The following is a 23,071-nucleotide window of genomic DNA, read 5'->3' as shown; positions in this document are numbered from 1 at the left end:
ATAGTCTGCGTGTCCAGGGCAATCAACGTGGGCATAGTGACGATTTTCCGTTTCATATTCAACGTGTGCTGTAGAAATGGTAATACCACGTGCGCGCTCTTCCGGTGCTGCATCAATTTGATCATATGCTTTAAACTCACCAAAAAACTTCGTAATCGCTGCTGTCAATGATGTCTTCCCATGATCAACGTGACCAATCGTACCAATATTAACATGCGGTTTTGTACGTTCAAATTTGCTCTTCGCCATTTGAGCTCTCCATTTTCCGTCCAAGCCAAGGACTAAGTTAAAAATTAAATTACCAACCTGAAATTACGCGTATTTCTTTTGAATCTCCAAAGCAACAGCTGAAGGAACAGGCTCGTAATGATCAAACTGCATTGTATACTGCGCACGCCCCTGACTCATAGAGCGAAGGGTATTCACATAACCAAACATATTGGCCAATGGAACCATCGCATTCACAACCGTTGCAATACCGCGCGCTTCAGTTCCTGAGATCTGCCCTCGACGAGAATTAAGATCACCAATAACATCACCAACATAATCATCTGGCGTAACAACTTCCACCTTCATGATCGGTTCAAGAAGCTGTGCACCTGCCTTTTTTGCTCCATCACGAAAAGCTGCACGCGCAGCAATTTCAAAAGCCAACACAGAAGAATCAACATCGTGATAAGCACCATCAATGAGAGTCGCCTTCACACCAAGCATAGGGAATCCTGCAAGAGGACCTGACCCCATGACACTTTCAATCCCCTTTTGAACACCCGGAATATACTCTTTCGGAACAGCACCGCCAACAATCTTTGATTCAAAAATAAAATCATCACCTTCATGGGGCTCAAAAACAATTTTTACACGAGCAAATTGACCAGCACCACCCGATTGTTTCTTATGGGTATAATCAATTTCCGTCATTTTAGTAATTGACTCACGATAAGCAACCTGAGGTTGCCCAACATTTGCTTCAACCTTAAATTCACGCCGCATACGATCTACAATAATATCAAGATGAAGCTCACCCATTCCAGCTATAATGGTCTGTCCCGACTCCTCATCCGACTTAACACGAAACGAAGGATCTTCTGCTGCCAAACGATTAAGAGCAATACCCATCTTCTCTTGATCTGCTTTTGTTTTTGGCTCAATTGCAATCTCAATAACAGGTTCTGGAAATTCCATCCGCTCCAAAATAACAGGCTTCAAAGGATCACAAAGCGTATCACCTGTAGTTGTTTCCTTAAGACCGGCAAGAGCAACAATATCACCAGCAAATGCCTCTTCAATATCCTCACGAGAATTTGAATGCATTTGAAGCATACGCCCTAAACGCTCCTTCTTCTTCTTCACAGTATTTTCAAGAGAAATACCTTTATGAGCTTTACCAGAGTAAATACGACAGAAAGTCAACGAACCAACAAAAGGATCATTCATAATTTTAAAAGCAAGCATCGATAGCGGAGCATCATCAGAAGATTCACGTGTCGTTTCAGCTTCAGTCTTCACATCAACCCCCTTAATCGCCGGAATATCAACCGGAGAAGGAAGATAAGAAACGACAGCATCTAAAAGCGGCTGCACACCCTTGTTTTTAAAAGCCGTACCACAAAGAACAGGATGAAACTGAACCTCTACCGTTCCCTTACGAATAAGAGAAACGAGCTGCTCGTTGGTTGGCATAACACCTTCCAAATAAGCCTCCATGGCAGCCTCATCGACCTCCACAGCCATCTCAATGAGTTTCTCGCGATATTCTTCAGCCTTTTCCTTTAAATTAGAGGGAATTTCACTTATTACCGCTGAGGCACCAATAGAACCATCCCACCTTAAAGCCTTCATTTCAACAAGATCAACAACACCTTCAAAGTCATTTTCAGCACCAATCGGCAACTGCAAAACAAGCGCTTTAGCCCCCAACCGAGAACCAACCATTTCCACACTACGATAGAAATCAGCTCCTATTTTATCCATCTTATTAACAAAAACCATACGAGGGACACGATACTTCTCAGCTTGTCGCCAAACAGTTTCCGTCTGAGGCTCAACACCAGCATTAGCATCCAACAACGCTATTGCCCCATCAAGAACACGCAAAGAACGCTCAACCTCAATGGTAAAATCAACGTGCCCTGGCGTATCAATGATATTAAAGCGACGCTTCCGACCGTCTCGCCCTTCCCAAAAAGTCGTTGTTGCAGCAGATGTAATCGTAATACCGCGCTCTTGCTCCTGCTCCATCCAATCCATCGTAGAAGCACCATCATGTGTCTCACCGATTTTATGATTCTTACCCGTATAGAACAGAATACGTTCAGTCATCGTAGTCTTACCGGCATCAATATGCGCCATAATACCAAAATTACGATAATCTTCAATTTTATATTCGCGAGCCATTATATTTGCCTTAGTTTAAAACTTCTACCAGCGATAATGCGAAAATGCACGGTTAGCCTCAGCCATACGATGAACATCTTCACGCTTTTTCACAGCAGAACCGCGATTATTAGCCGCATCCATCAATTCACCAGATAAACGCTCAATCATGGTCGTCTCATTCCGTCCACGTGCCGCTGAAATCAACCAACGAATAGCAAGAGCCTGACGACGATCAGGACGCACATCAATCGGAACCTGATAAGTAGCACCACCAACACGACGTGAACGAACCTCAATATGAGGAGCAACATTCTCTAAAGCCCGATGAAACAAATCCACCGGATCTGTTTTTACTCTTTTTTCTACAGAATCAAGTGCACCATAAACAATACGCTCTGCAACTGACTTTTTGCCATCAAACATAATGGCATTCATAAATTTTGTAATAACCAAATCACCAAACTTAGGATCTGGATTAACTTCACGCTTTTCTGCTCTATGACGACGGGACATTGGCTTTGTCTCTCAATATTATTTTGGACGCTTCGCGCCATACTTTGAACGACGCTGTTTACGATTCTTGACACCTTGTGTATCAAGCAAACCACGAACAATGTGATAACGAACCCCTGGCAAATCTTTCACACGACCACCACGGATCATCACAACAGAGTGCTCTTGAAGATTATGTCCCTCTCCAGGAATATAACCAATCACTTCAAATCCATTCGTCAAACGAATTTTAGCAACTTTACGAAGAGCAGAATTAGGTTTCTTCGGCGTTGTTGTATAAACTCGCGTACAAACACCACGCTTCTGTGGATTCGACTGCAAAGCAGGAACCTTATTACGTTTAACTGGCGCCACACGCGGCTTGCGAATCAACTGGTTTACGGTAGGCATGCAACCTTCCTCTTTTCGATCTACATTCGTCTCACCCAATCGGGCTTTTTATTTTTATCTTCATCTATTCCAACAAAATTGGAATAGATGCTTGATTCTACACACAAAATCGGGCACACCTGTTAAAAACAGTCTACCCGATCACAAGCAGAGAAGGCAATAGCCTTTTGCACTAGCATTTGCTTTTAATCTTCTAAACACCCGCTTGAATGATCTTTTGGATCACATCCAAAACAAATGATCACTTCCACATCGGTTATATCCGTGTCTAATAGCGAGAACACAGACATTCGTCAAGAACTAAACAGCAGAAAGTTTTCAAAAATGAAAATAAATTAAATTTCAAACTTTAAATTTGCTTTTATCAAGACTCTTGATAAATCAATTTACCATAGTACTATCGCCCTATAAATAAAGAAGCAATGATGTTACTGCGGTGAAACATTCATGCAGAAAATTAAATTGCAATTTAATATCGAATGATGAGCACCATGAAAATAGCAACGTGGAATATTGCCGGAATAAAAGCACGACATGAAACATTATATCAATGGCTACAGCAAGCTCAGCCAGACATAGTCTGTCTACAGGAAATTAAAAGTATTGATGAAAATTTTCCACGTGATGCAATTGAAAATCTAGGCTACCATATAGAAACACATGGACAAAAAAGTTTTAATGGCGTTGCAATTCTTTCTAAAAAAACACCGGATGAAGTGATCCGTCGACTACCAGGCAACGATAATGATGAACAATCACGTTACATTGAAGCTGTTTATTCAACAAACAAAGGCGTGGTGCGTATTGCATCTCTCTATTTGCCAAATGGGAACCCCATTGAGAGTGAAAAATATTCCTATAAGATGGATTGGATGGAAAGATTATATGCACATGCAAAATCATTGCTTGCATATGAAGAGCCTCTTGTTCTAGCCGGTGATTATAATGTCATCCCTACCCCATTAGATGCAAAAAAACCTCAAGAATGGAATCAAGATGCCTTATTTCTTCGAAAAACAAGAAAAGCGTTCCAACGTATCCTTCATTTAGGTCTTTACGATGCTATCCGGAATGTCACCGATACTCCTTCCTTCAGTTTTTGGGATTTCCAAGCTGGGGCATGGCCTAAAAATAATGGAATTCGCATTGATCATTTACTCTTATCACCAGAAGCAGTTGATCACCTTATTTGCGCTCATAGTCAAACAGAAGTGAGGGGATACCAAAAACCATCCGACCACGTTCCTGTTTGGATTCATCTTAATATCAATTAAGAAAGTATAACCCTTATTTCATAGGACACCAAAAAAATTCCACTCAAAAGAATAACTATGCTACACCGTGCAAACAGTATATCTTAAGTAAATAAAATAAAAATAAATGAATGGCGGACATAAATGAAGAAATCATTGTTAATGTTTATTGCAGCAGCAGCCATTGGGCTGACAAGCGTCGCGCATGCTGAAAATGAAACGCTTGAAAAAATAAAACAAACAGGAGAAATCACTTTAGGTGTCCGTGAATCATCTGGTTTGGCCTATGCCCTTGGCAATAATAAATATGTAGGTTTTCATACAGAAATGGCGGAACGTATTATTAATGATATTTCAAAAAAAATTGGTAAACCGATTAAAATTCATTATCTTCCCATCACTTCTCAAAATAGAATTCCTCTCTTAAAAAATAAGACCTATGATTTTGAGTGCGGCTCAACAACAAATGATATTTCACGCAGTAAAGAAGCAGTATTTGCTTATACAACATACGTTGAAGAAGTTCGCATTGCTGTCAAGAAAAGCTCTAACATAAAATCTCTTGACGATTTAAATGGAAAAACAGTTGCAACGACCACCGGTACGACATCTGTTCAACTTATTCGTAAAAATAAACGTGCAAAAAACATTCATTTTAAGGTCGTCAAAGGAAAAGATCACGGAGATAGTTTCTTATTACTCGAATCTGGTCGTGCCGATGCATTTGTTATGGATGCCTCAATTCTTGCTGGACATATTGCAAAATCAAAAAATCCATCGGATTATGTCATTCTTGACACCGTACTTTCAGTTGAACCCATCGCCTGCATGCTTAGATTACATGACAAAAAATTTGAACAAGCAATCAACGATAGTATCCTACGTCAGATTAAAGACGAATCACTTGAAAAGCTTTATAATAAGTGGTTTATGAAACCAATTCCGCCTGCTAATACTGTTATGAATCTTCCTTTATCAAAACAGACAAGATATGCTTGGGATCACCCAAACAATAAGCCTCGAGAAAGCTACTCAGAAAAAGATTTATAGAATTTGAAAAAAAGAGCCACACTCTTTAAAAATTGAGTGTGGTTTATATTTTAGTTCACTTTTTAATAAATTCTGCTTATGAAGGTACGCTTAATTTATTGTCCTTTTTGTGAATGACTAATTTGAGGGAATATCAATTAATGGACTTTTCTTTCCTTTGTAGAGATGACCTTACTCAAACACTGGTAACAGGATGCTTGGGAACTCCCGGCATAAGTCATACCTATTTAGATACACTTCTTGATGGCTTTAAAAATACGGCTATATTGTCCATCACTTCACTTATATTAGCTATATTTTGTGGTGTTATTATAGGAACAATGCGCACTTTACCTAAAATATCCATTATCAATTGTGCAGTTCGCACTATTAGTACTATTTGGGTAGAAATTATGCGTAATATTCCTCTTCTTGTACAGGTATTTTTATGGTACTTTGTCGTTCCCAAAATTTATCCACCAGCGATGAAATTTTCTCCCATTCTCTTAGTAACATGCGCGTTGGGATTCTTTACATCGGCCCGTATTGCCGAACAGGTTCGTTCAGGCATTGAAGCGATCCCTTCAGGACAACGCTATGCTGCTATGGCAATGGGGCTTACAACTTATCAAAGTTATCGCTATATCATATTACCGCGTGCGATCCGTTCAATTATGCCACCGCTTACCTCAGAAGCAATGGGCATTGTGAAGAATTCATCTATAGCATTCGCCGTTTCAATAAATGAGCTCATGCAATTTCAATACCAAGCAATTGAAGAGATAAGCCATGTTTACGAAAACTATTTGCTTGTTACGATTCTTTATATTCTTATAGCCTTATTCGTATTCATTGTGATGACAGTCATTGAACAAATACTCAAAATTCCTAATTCTCAAACAAAGGGAAATTGAATATGATAAATTTCATAAGCTCTCAGTTTGGAATTCATTTTCCTTTCAATTTTTCAGACTTTGATTTTTCCTTTTTTACCTTTGATGTATTTCGTTCTTACATTTTATCAGGTTTACTTTTTAGCGTTTTTCTAACGCTTTTTGCAACGGTATTGGGATTTATTTTCGGCACGCTTTTAGCAATGATGCGCCTTTCTTCCATAAAACTTCTTTCTTGGTTTGCAATCGTTTACATAACAGCTATGCGTTCAATACCACTTGTGATGGTTATTTTATGGTTTTTTGTGCTTCTGCCTTTTTTAACGGGGACATCCATCGGTGCCGATAAATCAGCACTCATTACCTTTACCGCATTTGAAACAGCTTATTTTGCTGAAATTATGCGTGCTGGTATCAATACAGTTCCGCAAGGACAAAAATATGCGGGACAAGCTCTTGGGATGACCTATTGGCAAAGTATGTACATTATCATTCTTCCTCAAGCCTTTAGAGATATGCTTCCAGTCTTTTTAACACAAGTCATTATCCTTTTTCAAGATACAACCCTTGTTTATGCCATCAGCAGTCATAGCCTTTTGAATGGCTTTGATATTGCTGCTAATAATTTTGGTGTAAAACAAGAAGCTTATATCTTAGCGGCTATTTTCTATTTTGTTATCTGTTTTACACTGTCACAAATCGTTTTATATTTACAAAAAAAAGTATCCATTATTCGCTAACAGGGAAAAAAATGTCTACGCATATGATCGAAATAAAAAATGTTTCTAATTGGTATGGCGAAATTAACGTTCTTAAAGATTGTACAACCAATATTAACAAAGGAGAAGTTGTTGTAGTTTGTGGGCCATCAGGATCAGGAAAATCAACTCTCATTAAAACAATTAACGCTCTTGTTCCTTTTCAAAAAGGTGAAATTTGGATTAATGGAACACCAGTTCATTCAAAAAAAACAAATCTGCCTAAATTGCGCAGCCATGTAGGAATGGTATTTCAGCACTTCGAGCTTTTCCCACATTTATCGGTCACAGAAAATTTAACAATTGCACAAATTAAAGTCTTAAAACGCAGCAAAAAAGAAGCACTTGAACATGGTTTGTTATATCTTGAACGCGTTGGACTCATTGAACATAAAGATAAATATCCTGGTCAACTTTCTGGAGGGCAACAACAACGTGTTGCTATTGCGCGTGCCTTAACTATGGATCCACTCGTTATGCTCTTTGATGAACCAACCTCTGCTCTAGATCCTGAAATGGTAGGTGAAGTACTTGATGTCATGATCAATTTAGCAGAAGAAGGTATGACGATGATTTGTGTAACCCATGAAATGGGTTTTGCACAAAAAGTCTCGGAGCGTGTTATTTTCATGGATCAAGGGAAAATTCTTGAAGACTGTTCATCTAAAGAGTTTTTTTCTAATCCACAATCTAGAACACCACGGACGCAAGAGTTTTTGTCTAAAATCCTAAGTCATTAGCCGTTATATTATCGAAAAAAGCTATTTCTACTGTAAACTTGACCACAAGACTGTAGATTTTTAATAACAAATGAGAGAGTATAAAAAATATGACAATCAGATAGTTAAAAGTTCTTATTTTTTAAAATATCAGCAACCAGTGAAATTGCTGTACGCTTCTCAAATTCATTGCAAAGAGAAAAATCTGCTCTTGAAAAGGGCGAATCCAATTTCTATCTTTTACGTTAGCTTTTTCGTAGGCTGCAGTTAGCATTGCCGTACCACGAATGATTTTTCCTTCTTGAAGCAGCATATTTCCAAGCATCGCTTTGGCGGAAGGGTTTCCTTTTTTTGCTGAAAGTTGAAACCATCGTGCTGCTTGTATAAGATTCTTTTCCCTTCCCTCTCCTTTTAAAAATATTTTTCCTAAATGATACTGAGCTTTAGGATTTCCGTAGTTCACCGCAGCCTGCATATAAAGACGAGCAGCATAAGAAGGATTAGGTTTCACAGGTGATTGAGGAATACCTTTTTTATATACCCAGCAAACTTAACCAATGCATCAAAAACATAATTTTCATCCTCTGAGCCAAAATCAGCACCTTTTTCAACGATATATGCAAAAAAATGATAAGCTTTGTAATCGTCTTTAGGAACACCATCACCATTTGCGTAAATAGAGCCAAGTTTCCAATTCGCACCAATATGGCCCTTCTTAGCGGCACAAAGTAGCGCTGAAATAGCCTGATTGATCTGCCATTTTTTATAAGCAGACATGCCACGTTTCAAAAAATAAAACGAACTATCATTTGCTTCCTGCAAGCTTTTGGCATTTATTGTATAAACATAAACAGTCGAAAAAAATCCTCCTAAAGTTACAACAATCGTAGCTTTTTTCCATATCTGAAATCTATTGACCATTTTCCCCCTCTCAATGTTAATGATTCTATCCGTTACAAATTTTTTGTGGATCTTTAAACGCTTCTTCTTAGTAAGAAATACAAGAGATTCTAAAGTAAAATTTTTAAAAGAAAAGACCAATAAATAAAAACTGTCAAAAGTGTTCAATAAAATTAAGCGTTCATTTTGATATACAACAAATTGATTTTTATATACAAATCATCACTCTATATTTGATAATATATCCTTTAACGTTATAGGATTGTGTTATCTTTTAAATTTATATGAATGCGTAAAAATCGATCAATAAAATAACCTGCGCATTGAACAAAATTTTGAGAACGGAGGGAATATATGATAAATAGTAAACATTTAAGTACAAAATATAACATGAAAGATGGATAAATATAATGATGATCATTAACTTATAACTTCACAGCTGTCTCTCTAGCTGAAAGATAAAATTTCTCACCCCCATCAATCTGTAAACAATAGTTTTTTCGGTAGATTCTAACTGCTGGTCACTCCATATGCTTTGCTTCATATGATAAATTTTGATTTATAAATATAAATCATCATTTTTAAGGTGAATCATGCTCTCCAATACAGAAGAATTCCTTCCCCCTCTCATAGTGAAGCAATTAAAATAACTTGCGAATAAACGATGAGTGAGGTTTGCGAATGAGCTTAAAAGAGGACTTTAAACGCCTTTAATAAATATGCTCAAATACAAGAGCTACCACAACATTGGTGGATAGAAAATATAATGATCTTATCCGCTTGCGCCTTTATAAACTCTACAAAAATAAGACCTCCCCCAAATATTCACCGCTTCATATAACAAAAAATACCACATGTAAAAATTTTATATGCTTTATTGCACCAAATGATAGTGTTTTACAGAAACAAGCTAACATATTGAATTATAATGATAATTTACTTTTTTCTTATTAAATGAATTTTCCCCCGAACATCATAAAATTCTCCCATTTCAAACCTGTACCAGGTTGAATCAATCAAAACCATTCACTGGCACATTACAAGCAGGAGAAACCAGATGGAATGAAACTGTGTAAGAAAGAACTAAAAACGCCTATTATGAACTCTCTCAAGTGCCAAAGACTATCCCCACCCACCACGAGTGCTAGCAAAATTTATAATAACGCCAACGTGTTACTTCACAAGCATAAAGATGGGAGGCTCAATGACTTTATATCTATAGCATTCACGAATGCCGGCGCAAAATGAGCCTGTGTGCCTCAAGAGATGTTTTTTCAATGATGAGCATAAAAATGCTAGATCCGTGTAGAGATTTCATGATCGCATTCACGAAAGACTCACAAAAGAAAAAGTTTTCTTTAAAAAATTGATACCAACCATAATTCTAAAAAATTATCCATCAAAAACAAAAAGTGAGAATCAGCCCAACCGCTCTAAAGCAATAGATATCTTTTTTTGCGCAGCATGCAGTTCTATAACCCTATTGCGTTCACTCTCAACAATTTCTGCTTTTGCATTTGCTATAAATTTGGGATTATTTAACTTAAGTGATATTTTTTCAATATCTTGTTCAATTTTACGGACCTCCTTCCTCAAACGAACACGTTCAGCCTCCAAATCAATCAACTGTCCTAATGGCAAACAAAAAACAGCCTCTCCCAAAATCATTTGTGCTGATACTTCCGGAACTTTATCAGAGAAATCAATGACTTCAATACGCGCTAACTTTTTAAGAAGTGCATCATAACGCTGCACACGCTCTCGCGTTAATTCCCTTCCTTCGACAACGACAAGAGGTGCTCGTGTAGCCGCTGGAATATTCATTTCAAAACGTACGGATCGAATCCCCGTGACCACATCAATAAGCCAATTAATATCAGCAGCAGCCTCTTCATCTATCAATGTTTCCTCTGGCCATTTTGTCAATGCGAGCATATCCTCACGCTTGATCCCTTGCGTTTCTGTAAGAGACCACAACTCCTCTGTCATATGCGGCATAAAAGGATGAAGAAGTTTATAGACTTCATCTAAAACAAAAGCAGTACAAGCTTGAGCCTCATTTTTAGCATCTTCATCTTTCCCTTGAAAAATAGGTTTGAGAAGTTCCAAATACCAATCACAGAATGTATTCCAAATAAAACGGTAAAGTGTAGCTGCAGACTCATTAAACTTATAGTGTTCAATACCCGTTGTTACTGCTAAAATCGTTTTAGAGAGCTCTGTTAAAATCCAACGATTAAGCGCCAGCTTTGTTTGTCCTGGCTTAAAAGTTGGGTTATGCTTTACACCATTCATCTGTGCAAATCGGGTAGCGTTCCACAACTTCGTAGCAAAATTACGATAACCAGCAATGCGGGAAGCATCAAGTTTTACATCACGACCTTGCGCTGCCATAATAGCCAAAGTAAAACGAAGGGCATCAGCGCTATACTGATCAATAAGCTCTAAGGGATCAATAATATTTCCCTTTGATTTTGACATCTTTGCACCCTTTTGATCACGGACAAGAGCATGCACATAAACCGTTGGGAAAGGAACTTCCCCCATAAAGTAAAGTCCCATCATCATCATACGGGCAACCCAGAAAAAGATAATATCAAATCCCGTCACAGATAAAGATGTTGGATAAAAAGTAGATAATTCAGTCGTTTTATCTGGCCACCCTAAAGTTGAGAAGGGCCAAAGAGCAGATGAAAACCATGTATCTAAAACATCCGGATCACGGATTAACTCGACCGCTTTACCATAATGCGAAAGGGCAGAAGTGAAAGCTTCTTCTTCAGTTCTTTCAACAAACACCGTTCCATCAGGACCATACCAAGCAGGAATCTGATGTCCCCACCATAATTGACGCGAAATGCACCAAGGCTGAATATTTTCCATCCAATTGAAGTAGGTCTTTTTCCAGTTATCGGGAACAAACTGCGTCTTTCCTTGTTGAACAGCTTCTATCGCGGGCTTCGCTAATTGAGCAGCGTGAACATACCATTGATCTGTCAAAAAAGGTTCAATAGGCACACCACTGCGATCTCCATGAGGAACCATATGAGAATGATCATCAACAGAAGCTAAATACCCTCGTTCTTCCATCAAAGAAATAATCTTTTGGCGCGCAACAAAACGATCCGCTTTATCGAGATTTTCCACGAACATTTTTAATTCATCTGATAAAACCAAACCATCAAAAAACGCTTCATTCTCACGAAGAAAAATCTCAGCTTTTGGGGTAAAAATATTGATTAAGCGTAAATCATTACGCTGTCCTACTTCAAAGTCATTAAAGTCATGAGCGGGTGTGATTTTTACAGCACCACTTCCAGCCTCAGGATCAGCATGCGTATCACCAACAATCAATAATTTACGACCAACAAACGGCAAAAGAGCATTTTTACCTATAAGATTTTTATAACGCTCATCTTCCGGATTAACGGCAATTCCTGTATCACCAAGCATTGTTTCTGGTCGTGTTGTCGCCACTGTTATAAAAGTTGTCGAATCATTTGGATCAAAAATTTTACCCTCAAGTGGATATCTAAAATGCCACAAATGTCCTTGAACTTCTTTTTGCTCAACTTCAAGATCCGAAATAGCCGTCAACAGTTTAGGATCCCAATTGACGAGGCGCTTATCTCTATATATCAACCCTTGCTTATAAAGCGTGACAAAGACTTCACGAACAGCCTGCGACAACCCTTCATCCATTGTAAACCGCTCACGCGACCAATCACATGAAACGCCAAGGCGACGCAACTGGTTTGCAATAATGCCTCCCGTTTCATGACGCCATTCCCAAATACGCTCAATAAACTTTTCTCTCCCCATTTCTTGACGCGTTGGCTCTTGGCGTTCTGCAAGCTGACGCTCTACAACCATTTGTGTAGCAATCCCAGCATGATCCATACCAGGCTGCCATAACACATTTCGTCCACGCATCCGCTGAAATCTAACCATGATATCTTGAATTGCCGTATTGAGCGCATGCCCCATATGAAGCGAGCCTGTAATATTAGGCGGTGGAAGCATAACGCAAAAAGGCTCTGCACCACTTTTAGAACCCGCTCCCGCTTTAAAAGCTCCACGAGTCTCCCATTTCTTTGCAACCCGTTGCTCTATGGAAGCAGCATCATAGTTTTTTTCTAACATTCTATCCATCCATAACGCCGCTGAAAAACACAATATATGATCAACCCAAGAATCAAGATCCTGCTCCCCATCCCATCACGAAAGGGCCCGCAAAACCTCAAACAAACTTCTCATAAAATGAAAAACATAAAAAATACTGTAAAAAAATAATTAAGACGATTTTTTAATCGCCTTCACAATCTCTTCACGTAAAATATCTTCCAGCAAAACAGGCAATTTAGACTGCAACCATTCTGCTATAGCCGGACGCAAAACATCCTTTGCAATCTTTTCTGCAGAAGAAGTACAATACGCAAACAATTCCACATGATCAACCCTTAGAGACTCTGACCGTGACTTCCTGATCTCATCTTCAGATTCTTTGGCTTTATAAACAGAATTCCGTTCTTCAGAAGAAAGATTCATCTTTTGCACATCCACATCAACTGTATTATTCTCTACCCCTTTATTCTCTTTCTCTTGCGCTATCCTTCCCCCTTGATTTCCAGTAGAAAGACCAATACGATCAGCTAAAGCTTTCATAGCATCATCAACCGATAGGGCTGTATCATAAACGTCTTCTGATGAAACTTCCAAACGATCTTCCGAAGCATTTACTGCAACATCTTCATTTAAAAAGTGATCAGATTGAACCGCATTTTCTTCGATTATTTCACGAATGGATGTCAAAATTTCATCCATACTTGGCTCACGTAACACGCTTGAACTCTGTACCATACTTTACAACCTCTCAAAGACGCAACAACAAATAGAATCATACTTTCAGTGTATGCAAAAGAATCATAAGATCAACATGCCTCTCATCATATTTTCAAATATGCTTATCATAAAGAGGGCGCTACACACAACTTTCTGCGCTTAAAAGAACATATCACCGCTCTATTTTTCAACACATCCAACAACGGATTAACTAATTTTTTAAAAACTAAAATGATCTGAAATCAAAGAGGCTATTTTATGCGTCATCGAATATATTGAATTGTTTTTAAGCCTAGATAATTTGCTGTCAATTTTCCAATAGAAGATTGAACACTATAGCTCGCCACAACAGCATTACGCTCTGCAATTACAAGCGCAATTTGAGCATTAATCAATTGAGTACGAGAATTTAAAACATCCAATGTTGTTGCCTGCCCTACACGATTTTCTTGAACACGACCTTTAAGAGCAATTTCAGCAGCACGAACACTTTCACGGTAAGCAACAACAGATGCACGTGCACCTTCCAACTGATACCAAGCAGAAGTAAGTGCTTGTCTCGTATTACTATGCGCCAAATCGAGCTGAAGCTGCGCCTGCCCAAGTTGTTCCCTCGATTGGCGAATCTGCGCAATCGTATGTCCCCCTTCAAAGATTGGAACACTCACTGACAAACCTATTGATTTAGAAACACCATCTTGACCAGCACCACTGTAAATCCGATTATAAGATGCTGTTGCTAAAAAATCAATCTTAGGGAGCAAGGCCCCTTCTTTCGCCTTTACATTGTAACCACTCGCATTGACTAAATATTGAGCATAAAGGATTGCTGGATGCATTACAACACTCATTTGGTAAGCCGTATCAAGATTGGCAGGAAAATCTGTAGCGATGGGTGGACGTTTTAATTTCTCAGGATCAGAACCAATAATTTGTCGATACACGGCCTCTGCTGCTTTTACATCAGCACGAGCAAGACTCAATTCTGAAATCGCCACGGAACGAGCAGCTTGAGCTTGAGCAAGATCAACACGCCCTCCTTCCCCCACATCAAATTTTGCTTTATTGGAACGAACTTGCTCTTCAAGAGCGGCCAGATTTTCTCTCCGAAGATCAGCAACACGACGTGCCTGATAGACATTTGCATAAGCTATCACAGTCTCCAAAAACGTATTTTGTTCAGCATTACGAAGATACTCCCGTTGCGCCTGCAGCTTAACTTGTGCTGAAGAAAACATATTTTGTGTGATAAAACCGTCAAATAATCTTTGGTTTAATCTTACACCTATAGATCCAGAAGTGATATAAGAATCTGTAAAAGACTTACTCCGCCCATAGCTCCCAACCCCTTCAATTTGTGGTAGTAACCCTGATCGCGCTATAACAACATCATCACTGGCTATACGAACAGCAGCCCGTTCACTATTCAACTTAGCATTGTGTTTATAAGCTTTAGAAAAGGCATCCATCAATGTTTCAGCACAAACAGTCTCTGAAAGTAAAAGACTCAATACCAGTACAAAACACGCCTGAAACTTCTTGTTTATTTTAAACGCAATATACACAATAACAGACCCCAAATAAATGACAAAATTATCGTTTATTCACAAAACAAACAAGCACTAAAATACAAAGTCAGGTGTTTTTAAAAAACAAGGAAGCGGCTTTACGGCGAGATTAAAAGCACGACAGGCTGAAATGATTCCCTCTTCTTTTATGTAGATTCGTGCTACAGCAGCATTTCCATCTCCTTCAACCACAACAAGACGCCCACTGTCTTTCATTTGATCAAAGATACCTTGTGGAATAAAATCGACAGATCCCTCAATAAAAATCACATCATAAGGTCCCTCAACAGCATATCCCTGCTCTAATGGACCATGAATGACAACCACATTATCACATTGATGACGTTCTAAAGCTTCAAGAGCACGTTCAAAAAGAGACTGATCACTTTCCAACGCAATCACAGACCCTGCAAGTTTTGAAAGCAAGGCTGCACAATAACCACTATTTGCACCAATATCTAAAACAACATCTGATGATTTTACAGCAGCAAGCTGTAATAATTTTGCGAGAGATGCAGGCCTCATCAAATAGCGTGCAGGAACCTCATCTTGTACTGGACATAAAACGATATCGGTATCAAGATAGCTTAATGCTTTCATATCTTCCGATACAAAATCTTCACGAGATATCGTTAAAAACGCTTCAAGAACTGATAAATCCGTTACATCGACTGTACGAATTTGATTGTCAACCATTTTGCAACGAAGCTCAGCAAAATCTGCAACCATAACGACTCTTTTCTCCTAACCTACAAAAACAAACAAAATAGCAAAAATGAGGGACTAAGATCTCTTAAACTATGAGCGTTACAAAAAAAGATACAACAGTCAACAACTTGATTCCAATAGTAAAATCTCTCACAAAAAAGTGTCTTTACAACTGTAGAGGGAAATAATCCATTTTCTTATACCTCCCCTAAAAGCAGTTTCGTTTAAAATCGACTGGAGGCCTCGCCCGGAATCGAACCGGGATACAAGGATTTGCAGTCCTCTGCGTAACCATTCCGCCACAAGGCCTCATCAACAAACATAAAAGTCTCAATAAGGGAAGGTAAAGCATCCGTCAAGGTGTAGAAACCTTCTCTTGCTTTTTTTCCTCTTGCTTACACAATTTATCACATTTTTTTAAAAAAAAGTAATTTTATCCTTTGCAAATCAGTATTGCTTTGCTATAGCCTCTTCAGCTAAATCATTGAGCACTGTTCCCCGGTAGCTCAGCGGTAGAGCAACCGGCTGTTAACCGGTTGGTCGCTGGTTCGAATCCGGCCCGGGGAGCCACTTTTTTTATCCTATACAGAGAATTCTTTTTATTCCCATTGTTAAATATTAGGGATTCGTTAAAAAAGTTTGGGAATTGGATTTTTGCAATAAACAATAAAGTAGAAATGTAATATTCTATGGATATGTTTTTTGTAATGAATGCAAAAAACTATTTTTTCATTTTAAATGAGAAAAATACTGCTCAAATTTTTTTATTTGTTTCAGAATAATACAAATAAAATTACTTTTTTAAAACTACCGCATCTCTATCAAAGGACACTGTAATTTTTGAAACATTACAATTTATAATTTCTTTCATAAGAAAGAATTATTAAACGCCCTCAGTAATGAAAACGCTTTTGTATAACCTTTGTTTTCCAACCAAAAATGATTTTTAGTCAATAAAGCAATTAAGCTCGAAAATCTGCTCTTAAAGTAATCATTTTGAAAAATGGAAAAACAACAATCAAAATCATCTATATTATCGCCCCCATACATCTTCCCTAAAAGCAGAAATTCCCAACCAAAAAGTTTGTAAAAAATCCAGCTTCTTACTCTCACGGGTTCTTCCTATAAATCAATTCATAAACTTTAAAAACAGCTCCTTGCCTTGAAGATTCAGCACACTGTCTAAAAACACTGAATGCGTAAAGTTTTACAAGCTCTATACTTCGACCCTAAACAAGAGTATTTTTATTACAAACAGTATAACAATCTAAATTTTTGAGAATCCTGTGAAAGCCTTCAACAAATCATGGGCGTTGTCTCCATTGTATTGTGCAACCGCAAGCTTTTCTTAAAGAAATATCTCTTAAATCTCCCAAAGCCCATTTCACAATGACTCCTGTCAATGGTATAAAATAAAATACCTTGATAAGCAGCATCTTTAACCTACAATAAAAGCCACATCATCATACTATTTTCTAACGCTCAATGTTAGAAATATTTCTTGTCTTTGCAAGAGGTTACAAGAAGCATTTTATTGATTGCTTAAATGTTTATCCACATGACAATCTCGTTTGTCATATGTAACTGTACAGTTTTATTGGATTAATAACAGATTCGAAATGAGAAAGTTTTACGATATAGGTGGATTATTTAATATATAAAACAATCATTTATCATTATAAATCAAATTGTTAAATTAAAAGCTATCATGAAAGATAAAACATATCTTTTATATAAATAAAATTTATCTTTATCCCTATTTTAAAAAAGGGAAAAAACGTGAATAAATAATCGCCTCTACAATGAGACTTTCTTTTCAAAAGATTTTTAAATCAATCTAAATATTCAAAGGTTTTCATTTTTAAAAAATGAAAACTTCCCTTGTTTTTGCAAAAGTGTTGTAGATCTCTTTTTAATTGAAAAGAAATCAATAAAAGTAAAAAACTCCCAAGACATGATTTCTCTTCAAAATTTTATTTAAGCCGCCTTCTTGACTGACTTGCGAAAACGAAAAGACTTTGCACGCTTTGCCGCCACATTTGCTTTTTTATGCCTCTCATTTGGAGATGAAGAATTTTTCCATTGTAACTGTGCAGCATCATCTTTTCGTTCTAAAAACCGTTTTTGACTTTTAGATTTTTTTAAACGGTGTTCTTTATTTTTTTCTTTTTCCCCACTTTTGAGCACAATCGGCTTTTCTGGAAATGCTGCAAATTGTTCTGGAACAGATTCAGGCACTAATTTCATACGAATCAAGCGCTCTACAGCACACAAACGAGCCTTTTCTACACTTTCATCAAAAAGCGTAAGTGCTTCACCCGATGCACCATTACGTCCTGTGCGACCAATACGATGCACATAACTTTCAGCTTCATCAGGTAAGTCATAATTAATAACGTGGCTTATTCCTGGTATATCAATACCGCGTGCAGCAATATCTGTTGCAACAAGAATCTGCACCGATCTTTCACGAAAAGCTTTTAAAGCAGATTGGCGAGCGCCTTGTGTTTTATTGCCATGAATTGTTGCAACTAAATAGCCGATCTTTACTAAATGACGTGTGACAGCATCAGCTCCATGTTTCGTTCGTGTAAAAACAATAACCGAATCAAAAGCTGGATTTGTCAAAAGTTTACTTAAAACATTTTTTTTTCACTCGTAGGCACACAATATAATTTCTGGGTAATCTCTACAACTATAGTTCCTTGAGGAACAACTTCAATCTTAACCGGATCATTGAGTAAACACTTTGCGAGCGCAGCAATTTCTTTCGGCATCGTTGCAGAAAAAAGTGCTGTCTGACGCTCTTGATGCAAAAGCTTTGCAATTTGCTGGACATCATGAATAAACCCCATATCCAACATACGATCTGCTTCATCCAAAATCAAAAAACGAGATTGAGAAAGATCAACACACTTTTCACGAACAAGATCTCTCAAACGCCCTGGAGTTGCGATCAAAACATCCACACCTGCTTCCATCCGTTTAATTTGTTTTAAACGTGATACCCCTCCAAAAATAAGACACGTCAAAAGATGTGCTCCCTTCGCCACAGTACGAATTGCTTCATCAATCTGAACAGCAAGTTCACGCGTTGGAGCTAAAATCAAAGCGCGTGCAGTTTTAGGACAGCGTTTATCACCCAAAGTTAAAATTCGACTTAAAATAGGCAAGCCAAAAGCCAAAGTTTTTCCAGAACCTGTCTGTGCAATTCCTAAAATATCGTGTCCTTTCAACATAATTGGAATAGCTTGTTCTTGTATAGGCTTAGGTTTACTCATCCCAGAAATGCGTAAATTTTTAATCAAAAGAGTAGGCAAACCTAACTTTGTAAAAACATCTTCTTTTTTTATAGGCAAAATAAAATCTTCCCTCAGCTGAACAACTTTCACAAAGTAACAGCTGAATTCTCCACTCAAGAATCCGCGCAAGAGAAATCCTTGACATTTTAAACGAAGCAACGCTTGAAAAGCGACCTGCGCAACTCATGAGCACCTTGAAATCAAGGTAAAGGCATATAATTTCACTTTACAAAAAGCCAACAAACCAGCATAAATACCTTTATGTTCATTATCCTTGGATTATGCTCAAAAAGCAAAGACTTTAAAAATACATTCATCGCAACAAAAAAATATTTAAATTGTTTACTTCTTGATGATTGTTTCCAGCGGTAAATGTACCTTGATAAAATCAGGATAAATCTCGAGAAAAACTGGATTTTGTAAAGTTTTTTGACCGCCATAAATTAAATACCATTGAGTTTTATCAAAAATCGCCAAAGTTTTATATTGAATAATGCGATCCTTCATCTCAAGAGCCGTTGGAATTAAAGCATATAAAGTATCATTATCTGTTTGAAGATACTCAATATTTTCTCTATCTAAATAATAAGCACCAGAAGGCAAATTCTCAAATTGTCTATGCAAATGTTGAAGAAAATTATCACGTAAAGCATCCTCTGTTGTATTTAATCGACGTGCCATCTCTTTATAAAGCCGCTCAGGCATATAATGAGATATAAGCGAAAAGTCGCTACTTTTTATAGCATTATTGACTTCAACAACTATTTTAGACAGTTCAGTTTTTTGCATTTCTGTTGGCTGAGATGCTAAACTCTGCTGATGAACAATCAAAAAGAAAAATAGACTCAGCACAAAATAAAAAATAGATCTCATTTTTATACTTCTCGWTCTAGTAAAATTTCAATTTCTTAAATAACAAAATCAAATAATGTTTGATCATCCGTAATATCACGATAGCGCCAACCTAACACTTGAAATTTTTCCTCTAAGAGACGAAAATTATCGTATTTTTTTGTTTCAATCGCAATCAATACAGAACCAAAGTTTCTCGCTGATTTTTTAAGATATTCAAAACGCACAATATCATCATCCGGTGATAATGTGGATAGAAAATGACGCAATGCACCAGGATGTTGCGGAAAACTAAAAATAAAATATTTTCTCAAGCCTTGAAAACGTAAAGAACGCTCTTTAATCTCTGGCAAACGCTCAAAATCAAAATTACCTCCTGAAATAACGAGAATAATTTTTTTACCCTTTAACTCTTGAGGTGGAATACTTTTAAGCGCATCAATCGATAAAGCACCAGCCGGTTCAAGAACCACACCTTCTACATTAAGCATTTCAACCATCGTGGAACAAACGCGATTTTCAGGAACTGTAATGACAGAATCAGGGGAAAAATGTTTTAAAATTGTGTAGTTTAGTGCACCAATTTCAGCCACAGCTGCCCCATCTACAAAAGTATCAATATTTTCTAGTTTGACCCGTTTTCCACTCTTCAAACAAGCAAGCAAACTTGCAGCCTTTTGTGGCTCAACAAAACGAAGCTTTGTGTTCCAACCATATTCACGTAAAAACTTACTCACCCCACTTGCCAAACCACCTCCCCCTACCGGCACAATGATTAAATCTGGCTCACTTTCTCCATTGAGTTTTTTCCATTGCAAAGCAGCTTCGCAAAGCACTGTTGCCTGCCCCGTAATAATACGAATATCATCAAAAGGAGGAGCCATCATACCACCGTTCTCTACGACAAAAGATTGTGCAGCTTCATAACATTGATCAAATGTTTCACCAACCAAACGAATATCAATAAATTCTTTACCAAAAATACGTGTCTTTTCAATTTTCTGTTGTGGTGTTGTCATAGGCATAAAAATCACGCCTTTACGTTTAAAATAACGACAAACAAAAGAAACCCCTTGCGCATGATTCCCCGCTGAAGCACACACAAATGCAGAATCTGGCGATATACTACTCAGCATTTCTGAAACAAAATTGAAAGCACCACGAATCTTATAAGACCGCACCGGTGTTAAATCTTCACGCTTCAAATAAATTTCTGCATCATATTTTTGACTTAGAAAGTCATTTCTTTGAAGAGGTGTTTCTGCAAACACGTGATGCAATCCCACCATAGCTTTTGTGACGTCTTGAATAAATTGGCTCATAACCTCTGATCATTTCATATTTTGTTTATATTATACAAGCTGTTCTAGCGATAAAGAAAACCATTGTCAGTCAAAATTTTACTAAAAAAAATGATTTTGTTTTCTTTTGTTATTAATTCTTGATTCAATAAAAGATATAGCTTATGAGAGAAACTCTCATCGCGGACGTGATGAAAACGGTAAACATAGCAGACTTAAAATCTGCCGGTCGAAGACCTTGCGGGTTCAAGTCCCGCCGTCCGCACCATTTCCATGCGATTTTTTTGTTTTCTAATCATTTGGGTAGAAAAATGATCTTTAAACAATGCTATAACGATATTATGAAATAAAATTGCTATAATGCAAAAGGTGAATCATCATTTCTTTGCAAACAAATATTTTGTCCATACCTTATGAACTAAAGAAATTCATACTTAATAATTAAAAAACTGAGTAACGCTTCCTTAATGCCTTATCGTCAGTCAAAGTCAAAAACTTCTTCTTTACCCCAAAATAGCATTTACAATGCATAAAATTTCAAAAGATAAAGGCCCTATCAAAGATAGGACCCCTTAAATTTGAGTTTCTTTATTTCCATAAAAATTAGAATTTGTAAGCTATTCCTGCACGGAAGTCATTCGTTTTATACTCAACTTCAATCTCGTCGTTCAATTTCTTTTTACCAAAATCTGAATAACGATATTCCGCACGTATAACAAAATTATCTATCATTGCAAAATCAATACCACCACCGAGAGTATAACCAATCATCGTTTTTGTATCATCCACTGTCCTACTGAATGGCTCATCTCCCGTAATAACTGTCGATACAATATCTTCAAACTGACCATAAGTAACACCACCAGCAATATAAGGCATCACCCGACCAGCAGAAAACCCAACACGTACCCGTGTGGCACCTGTCCATTTTTGTTTTAATGTATGATTAAAAGTTAAACTATTTTGTTTTTCTTTACTCTCTAGATCAGATAGAAGAAAGCTTGGCCCTGATCCACTGGCAAATTTTTCCTCTTTCAAACTTTTCTCTTCTGTATCTTCAATATCAATGCTAGATCTACCGAGCCTAGTTTCTTTAGTGACTGATCCACCAGAACCCGACTTCTCAGCAAGAAATTTCGTTTTTGTATCCTCCTTTTTCGTAAAAAGGATATCCGTATCAAGCCCAACAATCAAATTATTACCAAGATCAAAATTAATACCCGCATATAAACCACCTACAAACCCAGAAAGCTCAGGCATATACTGTTTCTCAACGGGAATCCATGGTTTACTTTTACTCTCCGCATCAGGATAGAGAGGAATATCAACATCACGCATGGTTGCAGAAATTTTACTTGAAAAGCCACCAATTTGACCTCCAAAATAAAAACCTGCCCAAGAAAAAGGTGAAGAAGCAACAATTTCTGAAGCAACATGTACTGGATGTACTGGCACTTCCGGAGCCACCACATCTGCAGCCTGTACTATAGAAGGTGAAATCAAAGAAAAAACAGATGCTGTTAGAAGTTTTGTATTCATAAAATTATACCCCATTGCTAAATTTAAATATAATCAGAAACTACATTTAGAAAAACAAAGTTTTATAAATTATGCCGCAAAATCGCATTTACTCCTTTATAGTTACATTAATAAATCTACTAAAT

Annotated in this window: 16 protein-coding genes, 3 tRNA genes and 2 pseudogenes; 7 read left to right on the top strand and 14 right to left on the bottom strand. The window is 37.4% G+C overall.

The features are described 5' to 3' along the window. The 4 genes from HWX04_RS06135 to rpsL form a co-directional block, all read right to left on the bottom strand. A partial coding sequence (locus tag HWX04_RS06135; RefSeq protein WP_245410059.1) for a GTP-binding protein occupies positions 1-249 on the bottom strand: 249 nt, incomplete at its 3' end. A gap of 63 nt (positions 250-312) precedes the next feature. Continuing rightward, complete coding sequence (gene fusA, locus HWX04_RS06130; RefSeq protein ID WP_175869286.1) at positions 313-2,397, bottom strand: elongation factor G; 2,085 nt, start codon at positions 2,395-2,397, stop codon at positions 313-315. A gap of 24 nt (positions 2,398-2,421) precedes the next feature. Then, entirely contained in the window at positions 2,422-2,892 is a 471-nt protein-coding gene (gene rpsG, locus HWX04_RS06125; protein WP_175869285.1) for a 30S ribosomal protein S7, read from the bottom strand. A gap of 18 nt (positions 2,893-2,910) precedes the next feature. Continuing rightward, positions 2,911-3,282: a 30S ribosomal protein S12 gene (gene rpsL, locus HWX04_RS06120; protein WP_175869284.1), complete on the bottom strand. Its 372-nt coding sequence runs from the start codon at positions 3,280-3,282 to the stop codon at positions 2,911-2,913. Between the two features lie 491 nt (positions 3,283-3,773). Between rpsL and xth the strand changes: the two genes are divergently transcribed. From xth to HWX04_RS06095, 5 genes are all read left to right on the top strand, one after another. Continuing rightward, positions 3,774-4,556: an exodeoxyribonuclease III gene (gene xth, locus HWX04_RS06115; RefSeq protein WP_175869283.1), complete on the top strand. Its 783-nt coding sequence runs from the start codon at positions 3,774-3,776 to the stop codon at positions 4,554-4,556. 123 nt (positions 4,557-4,679) lie between these two features. Next, on the top strand, positions 4,680-5,585 hold the full coding sequence (locus HWX04_RS06110) for a transporter substrate-binding domain-containing protein (RefSeq protein WP_175869282.1): 906 nt from the start codon (positions 4,680-4,682) through the stop codon (positions 5,583-5,585). Positions 5,586-5,725: 140 nt separating this feature from the next. Next, complete coding sequence (locus HWX04_RS06105) at positions 5,726-6,478, top strand: amino acid ABC transporter permease (RefSeq protein ID WP_175869281.1); 753 nt, start codon at positions 5,726-5,728, stop codon at positions 6,476-6,478. Positions 6,479-6,480: 2 nt separating this feature from the next. Next, complete coding sequence (locus tag HWX04_RS06100; RefSeq protein WP_175869280.1) at positions 6,481-7,197, top strand: amino acid ABC transporter permease; 717 nt, start codon at positions 6,481-6,483, stop codon at positions 7,195-7,197. Positions 7,198-7,208: 11 nt separating this feature from the next. Further along, a complete protein-coding gene (locus tag HWX04_RS06095) occupies positions 7,209-7,955 on the top strand; it encodes an amino acid ABC transporter ATP-binding protein (protein WP_281356849.1) in 747 nt (248 codons plus the stop codon). A gap of 104 nt (positions 7,956-8,059) precedes the next feature. Here HWX04_RS06095 and HWX04_RS06090 read toward each other — a convergent pair. From HWX04_RS06090 to HWX04_RS06065, 6 genes and pseudogenes are all read right to left on the bottom strand, one after another. Further along, positions 8,060-8,855, bottom strand: a pseudogene (locus HWX04_RS06090) (tetratricopeptide repeat protein). Positions 8,856-10,253: 1,398 nt separating this feature from the next. Beyond that, positions 10,254-12,977 (bottom strand): valine--tRNA ligase, encoded by a 2,724-nt coding sequence (locus HWX04_RS06085; protein WP_175869279.1) that lies wholly within the window; start codon positions 12,975-12,977, stop codon positions 10,254-10,256. A 150-nt stretch (positions 12,978-13,127) separates the two neighbouring features. Next, positions 13,128-13,694, bottom strand: a complete 567-nt coding sequence (locus HWX04_RS06080; RefSeq protein WP_175869278.1) for a DUF2497 domain-containing protein — start codon at positions 13,692-13,694, stop codon at positions 13,128-13,130. Between the two features lie 245 nt (positions 13,695-13,939). After that, on the bottom strand, positions 13,940-15,241 hold the full coding sequence (locus HWX04_RS06075) for a TolC family outer membrane protein (RefSeq protein WP_175869277.1): 1,302 nt from the start codon (positions 15,239-15,241) through the stop codon (positions 13,940-13,942). A 57-nt stretch (positions 15,242-15,298) separates the two neighbouring features. After that, the gene (locus tag HWX04_RS06070; RefSeq protein WP_175869276.1) at positions 15,299-15,973 is read right to left on the bottom strand and encodes a protein-L-isoaspartate O-methyltransferase family protein; all 675 of its coding nucleotides are present in this window, start codon (positions 15,971-15,973) and stop codon (positions 15,299-15,301) included. A gap of 214 nt (positions 15,974-16,187) precedes the next feature. After that, positions 16,188-16,261 (bottom strand) — tRNA-Cys (locus HWX04_RS06065). A gap of 186 nt (positions 16,262-16,447) precedes the next feature. Here HWX04_RS06065 and HWX04_RS06060 point away from each other — a divergent pair. After that, a tRNA-Asn gene (locus HWX04_RS06060) sits at positions 16,448-16,522 on the top strand. Between the two features lie 1,407 nt (positions 16,523-17,929). On the opposite strand, the pseudogene HWX04_RS06055 reads toward HWX04_RS06060, so the two are convergent. From HWX04_RS06055 to ilvA, 3 genes and pseudogenes are all read right to left on the bottom strand, one after another. Continuing rightward, positions 17,930-19,344: pseudogene (locus tag HWX04_RS06055) on the bottom strand (DEAD/DEAH box helicase). Between the two features lie 252 nt (positions 19,345-19,596). After that, on the bottom strand, positions 19,597-20,127 hold the full coding sequence (locus HWX04_RS06050; protein WP_175869275.1) for a hypothetical protein: 531 nt from the start codon (positions 20,125-20,127) through the stop codon (positions 19,597-19,599). Positions 20,128-20,162: 35 nt separating this feature from the next. Next, entirely contained in the window at positions 20,163-21,428 is a 1,266-nt protein-coding gene (gene ilvA / locus HWX04_RS06045; protein ID WP_175869274.1) for a threonine ammonia-lyase IlvA, read from the bottom strand. Positions 21,429-21,589: 161 nt separating this feature from the next. On the opposite strand from ilvA, the gene HWX04_RS06040 reads away from it, so the two are divergent. Beyond that, positions 21,590-21,675: transfer RNA gene (locus HWX04_RS06040), tRNA-Leu, on the top strand. A 335-nt stretch (positions 21,676-22,010) separates the two neighbouring features. Here HWX04_RS06040 and HWX04_RS06035 read toward each other — a convergent pair. Continuing rightward, a complete protein-coding gene (locus HWX04_RS06035; protein WP_175869273.1) occupies positions 22,011-22,946 on the bottom strand; it encodes an outer membrane protein in 936 nt (311 codons plus the stop codon). Positions 22,947-23,071 lie beyond the last annotated feature (125 nt).

The sequence above is a fragment of the Bartonella gabonensis genome, from assembly GCF_903679515.1.
Taxonomy (GTDB): domain Bacteria; phylum Pseudomonadota; class Alphaproteobacteria; order Rhizobiales; family Rhizobiaceae; genus Bartonella; species Bartonella gabonensis.
This window is presented reverse-complemented; position numbering and strand designations above follow the sequence as displayed.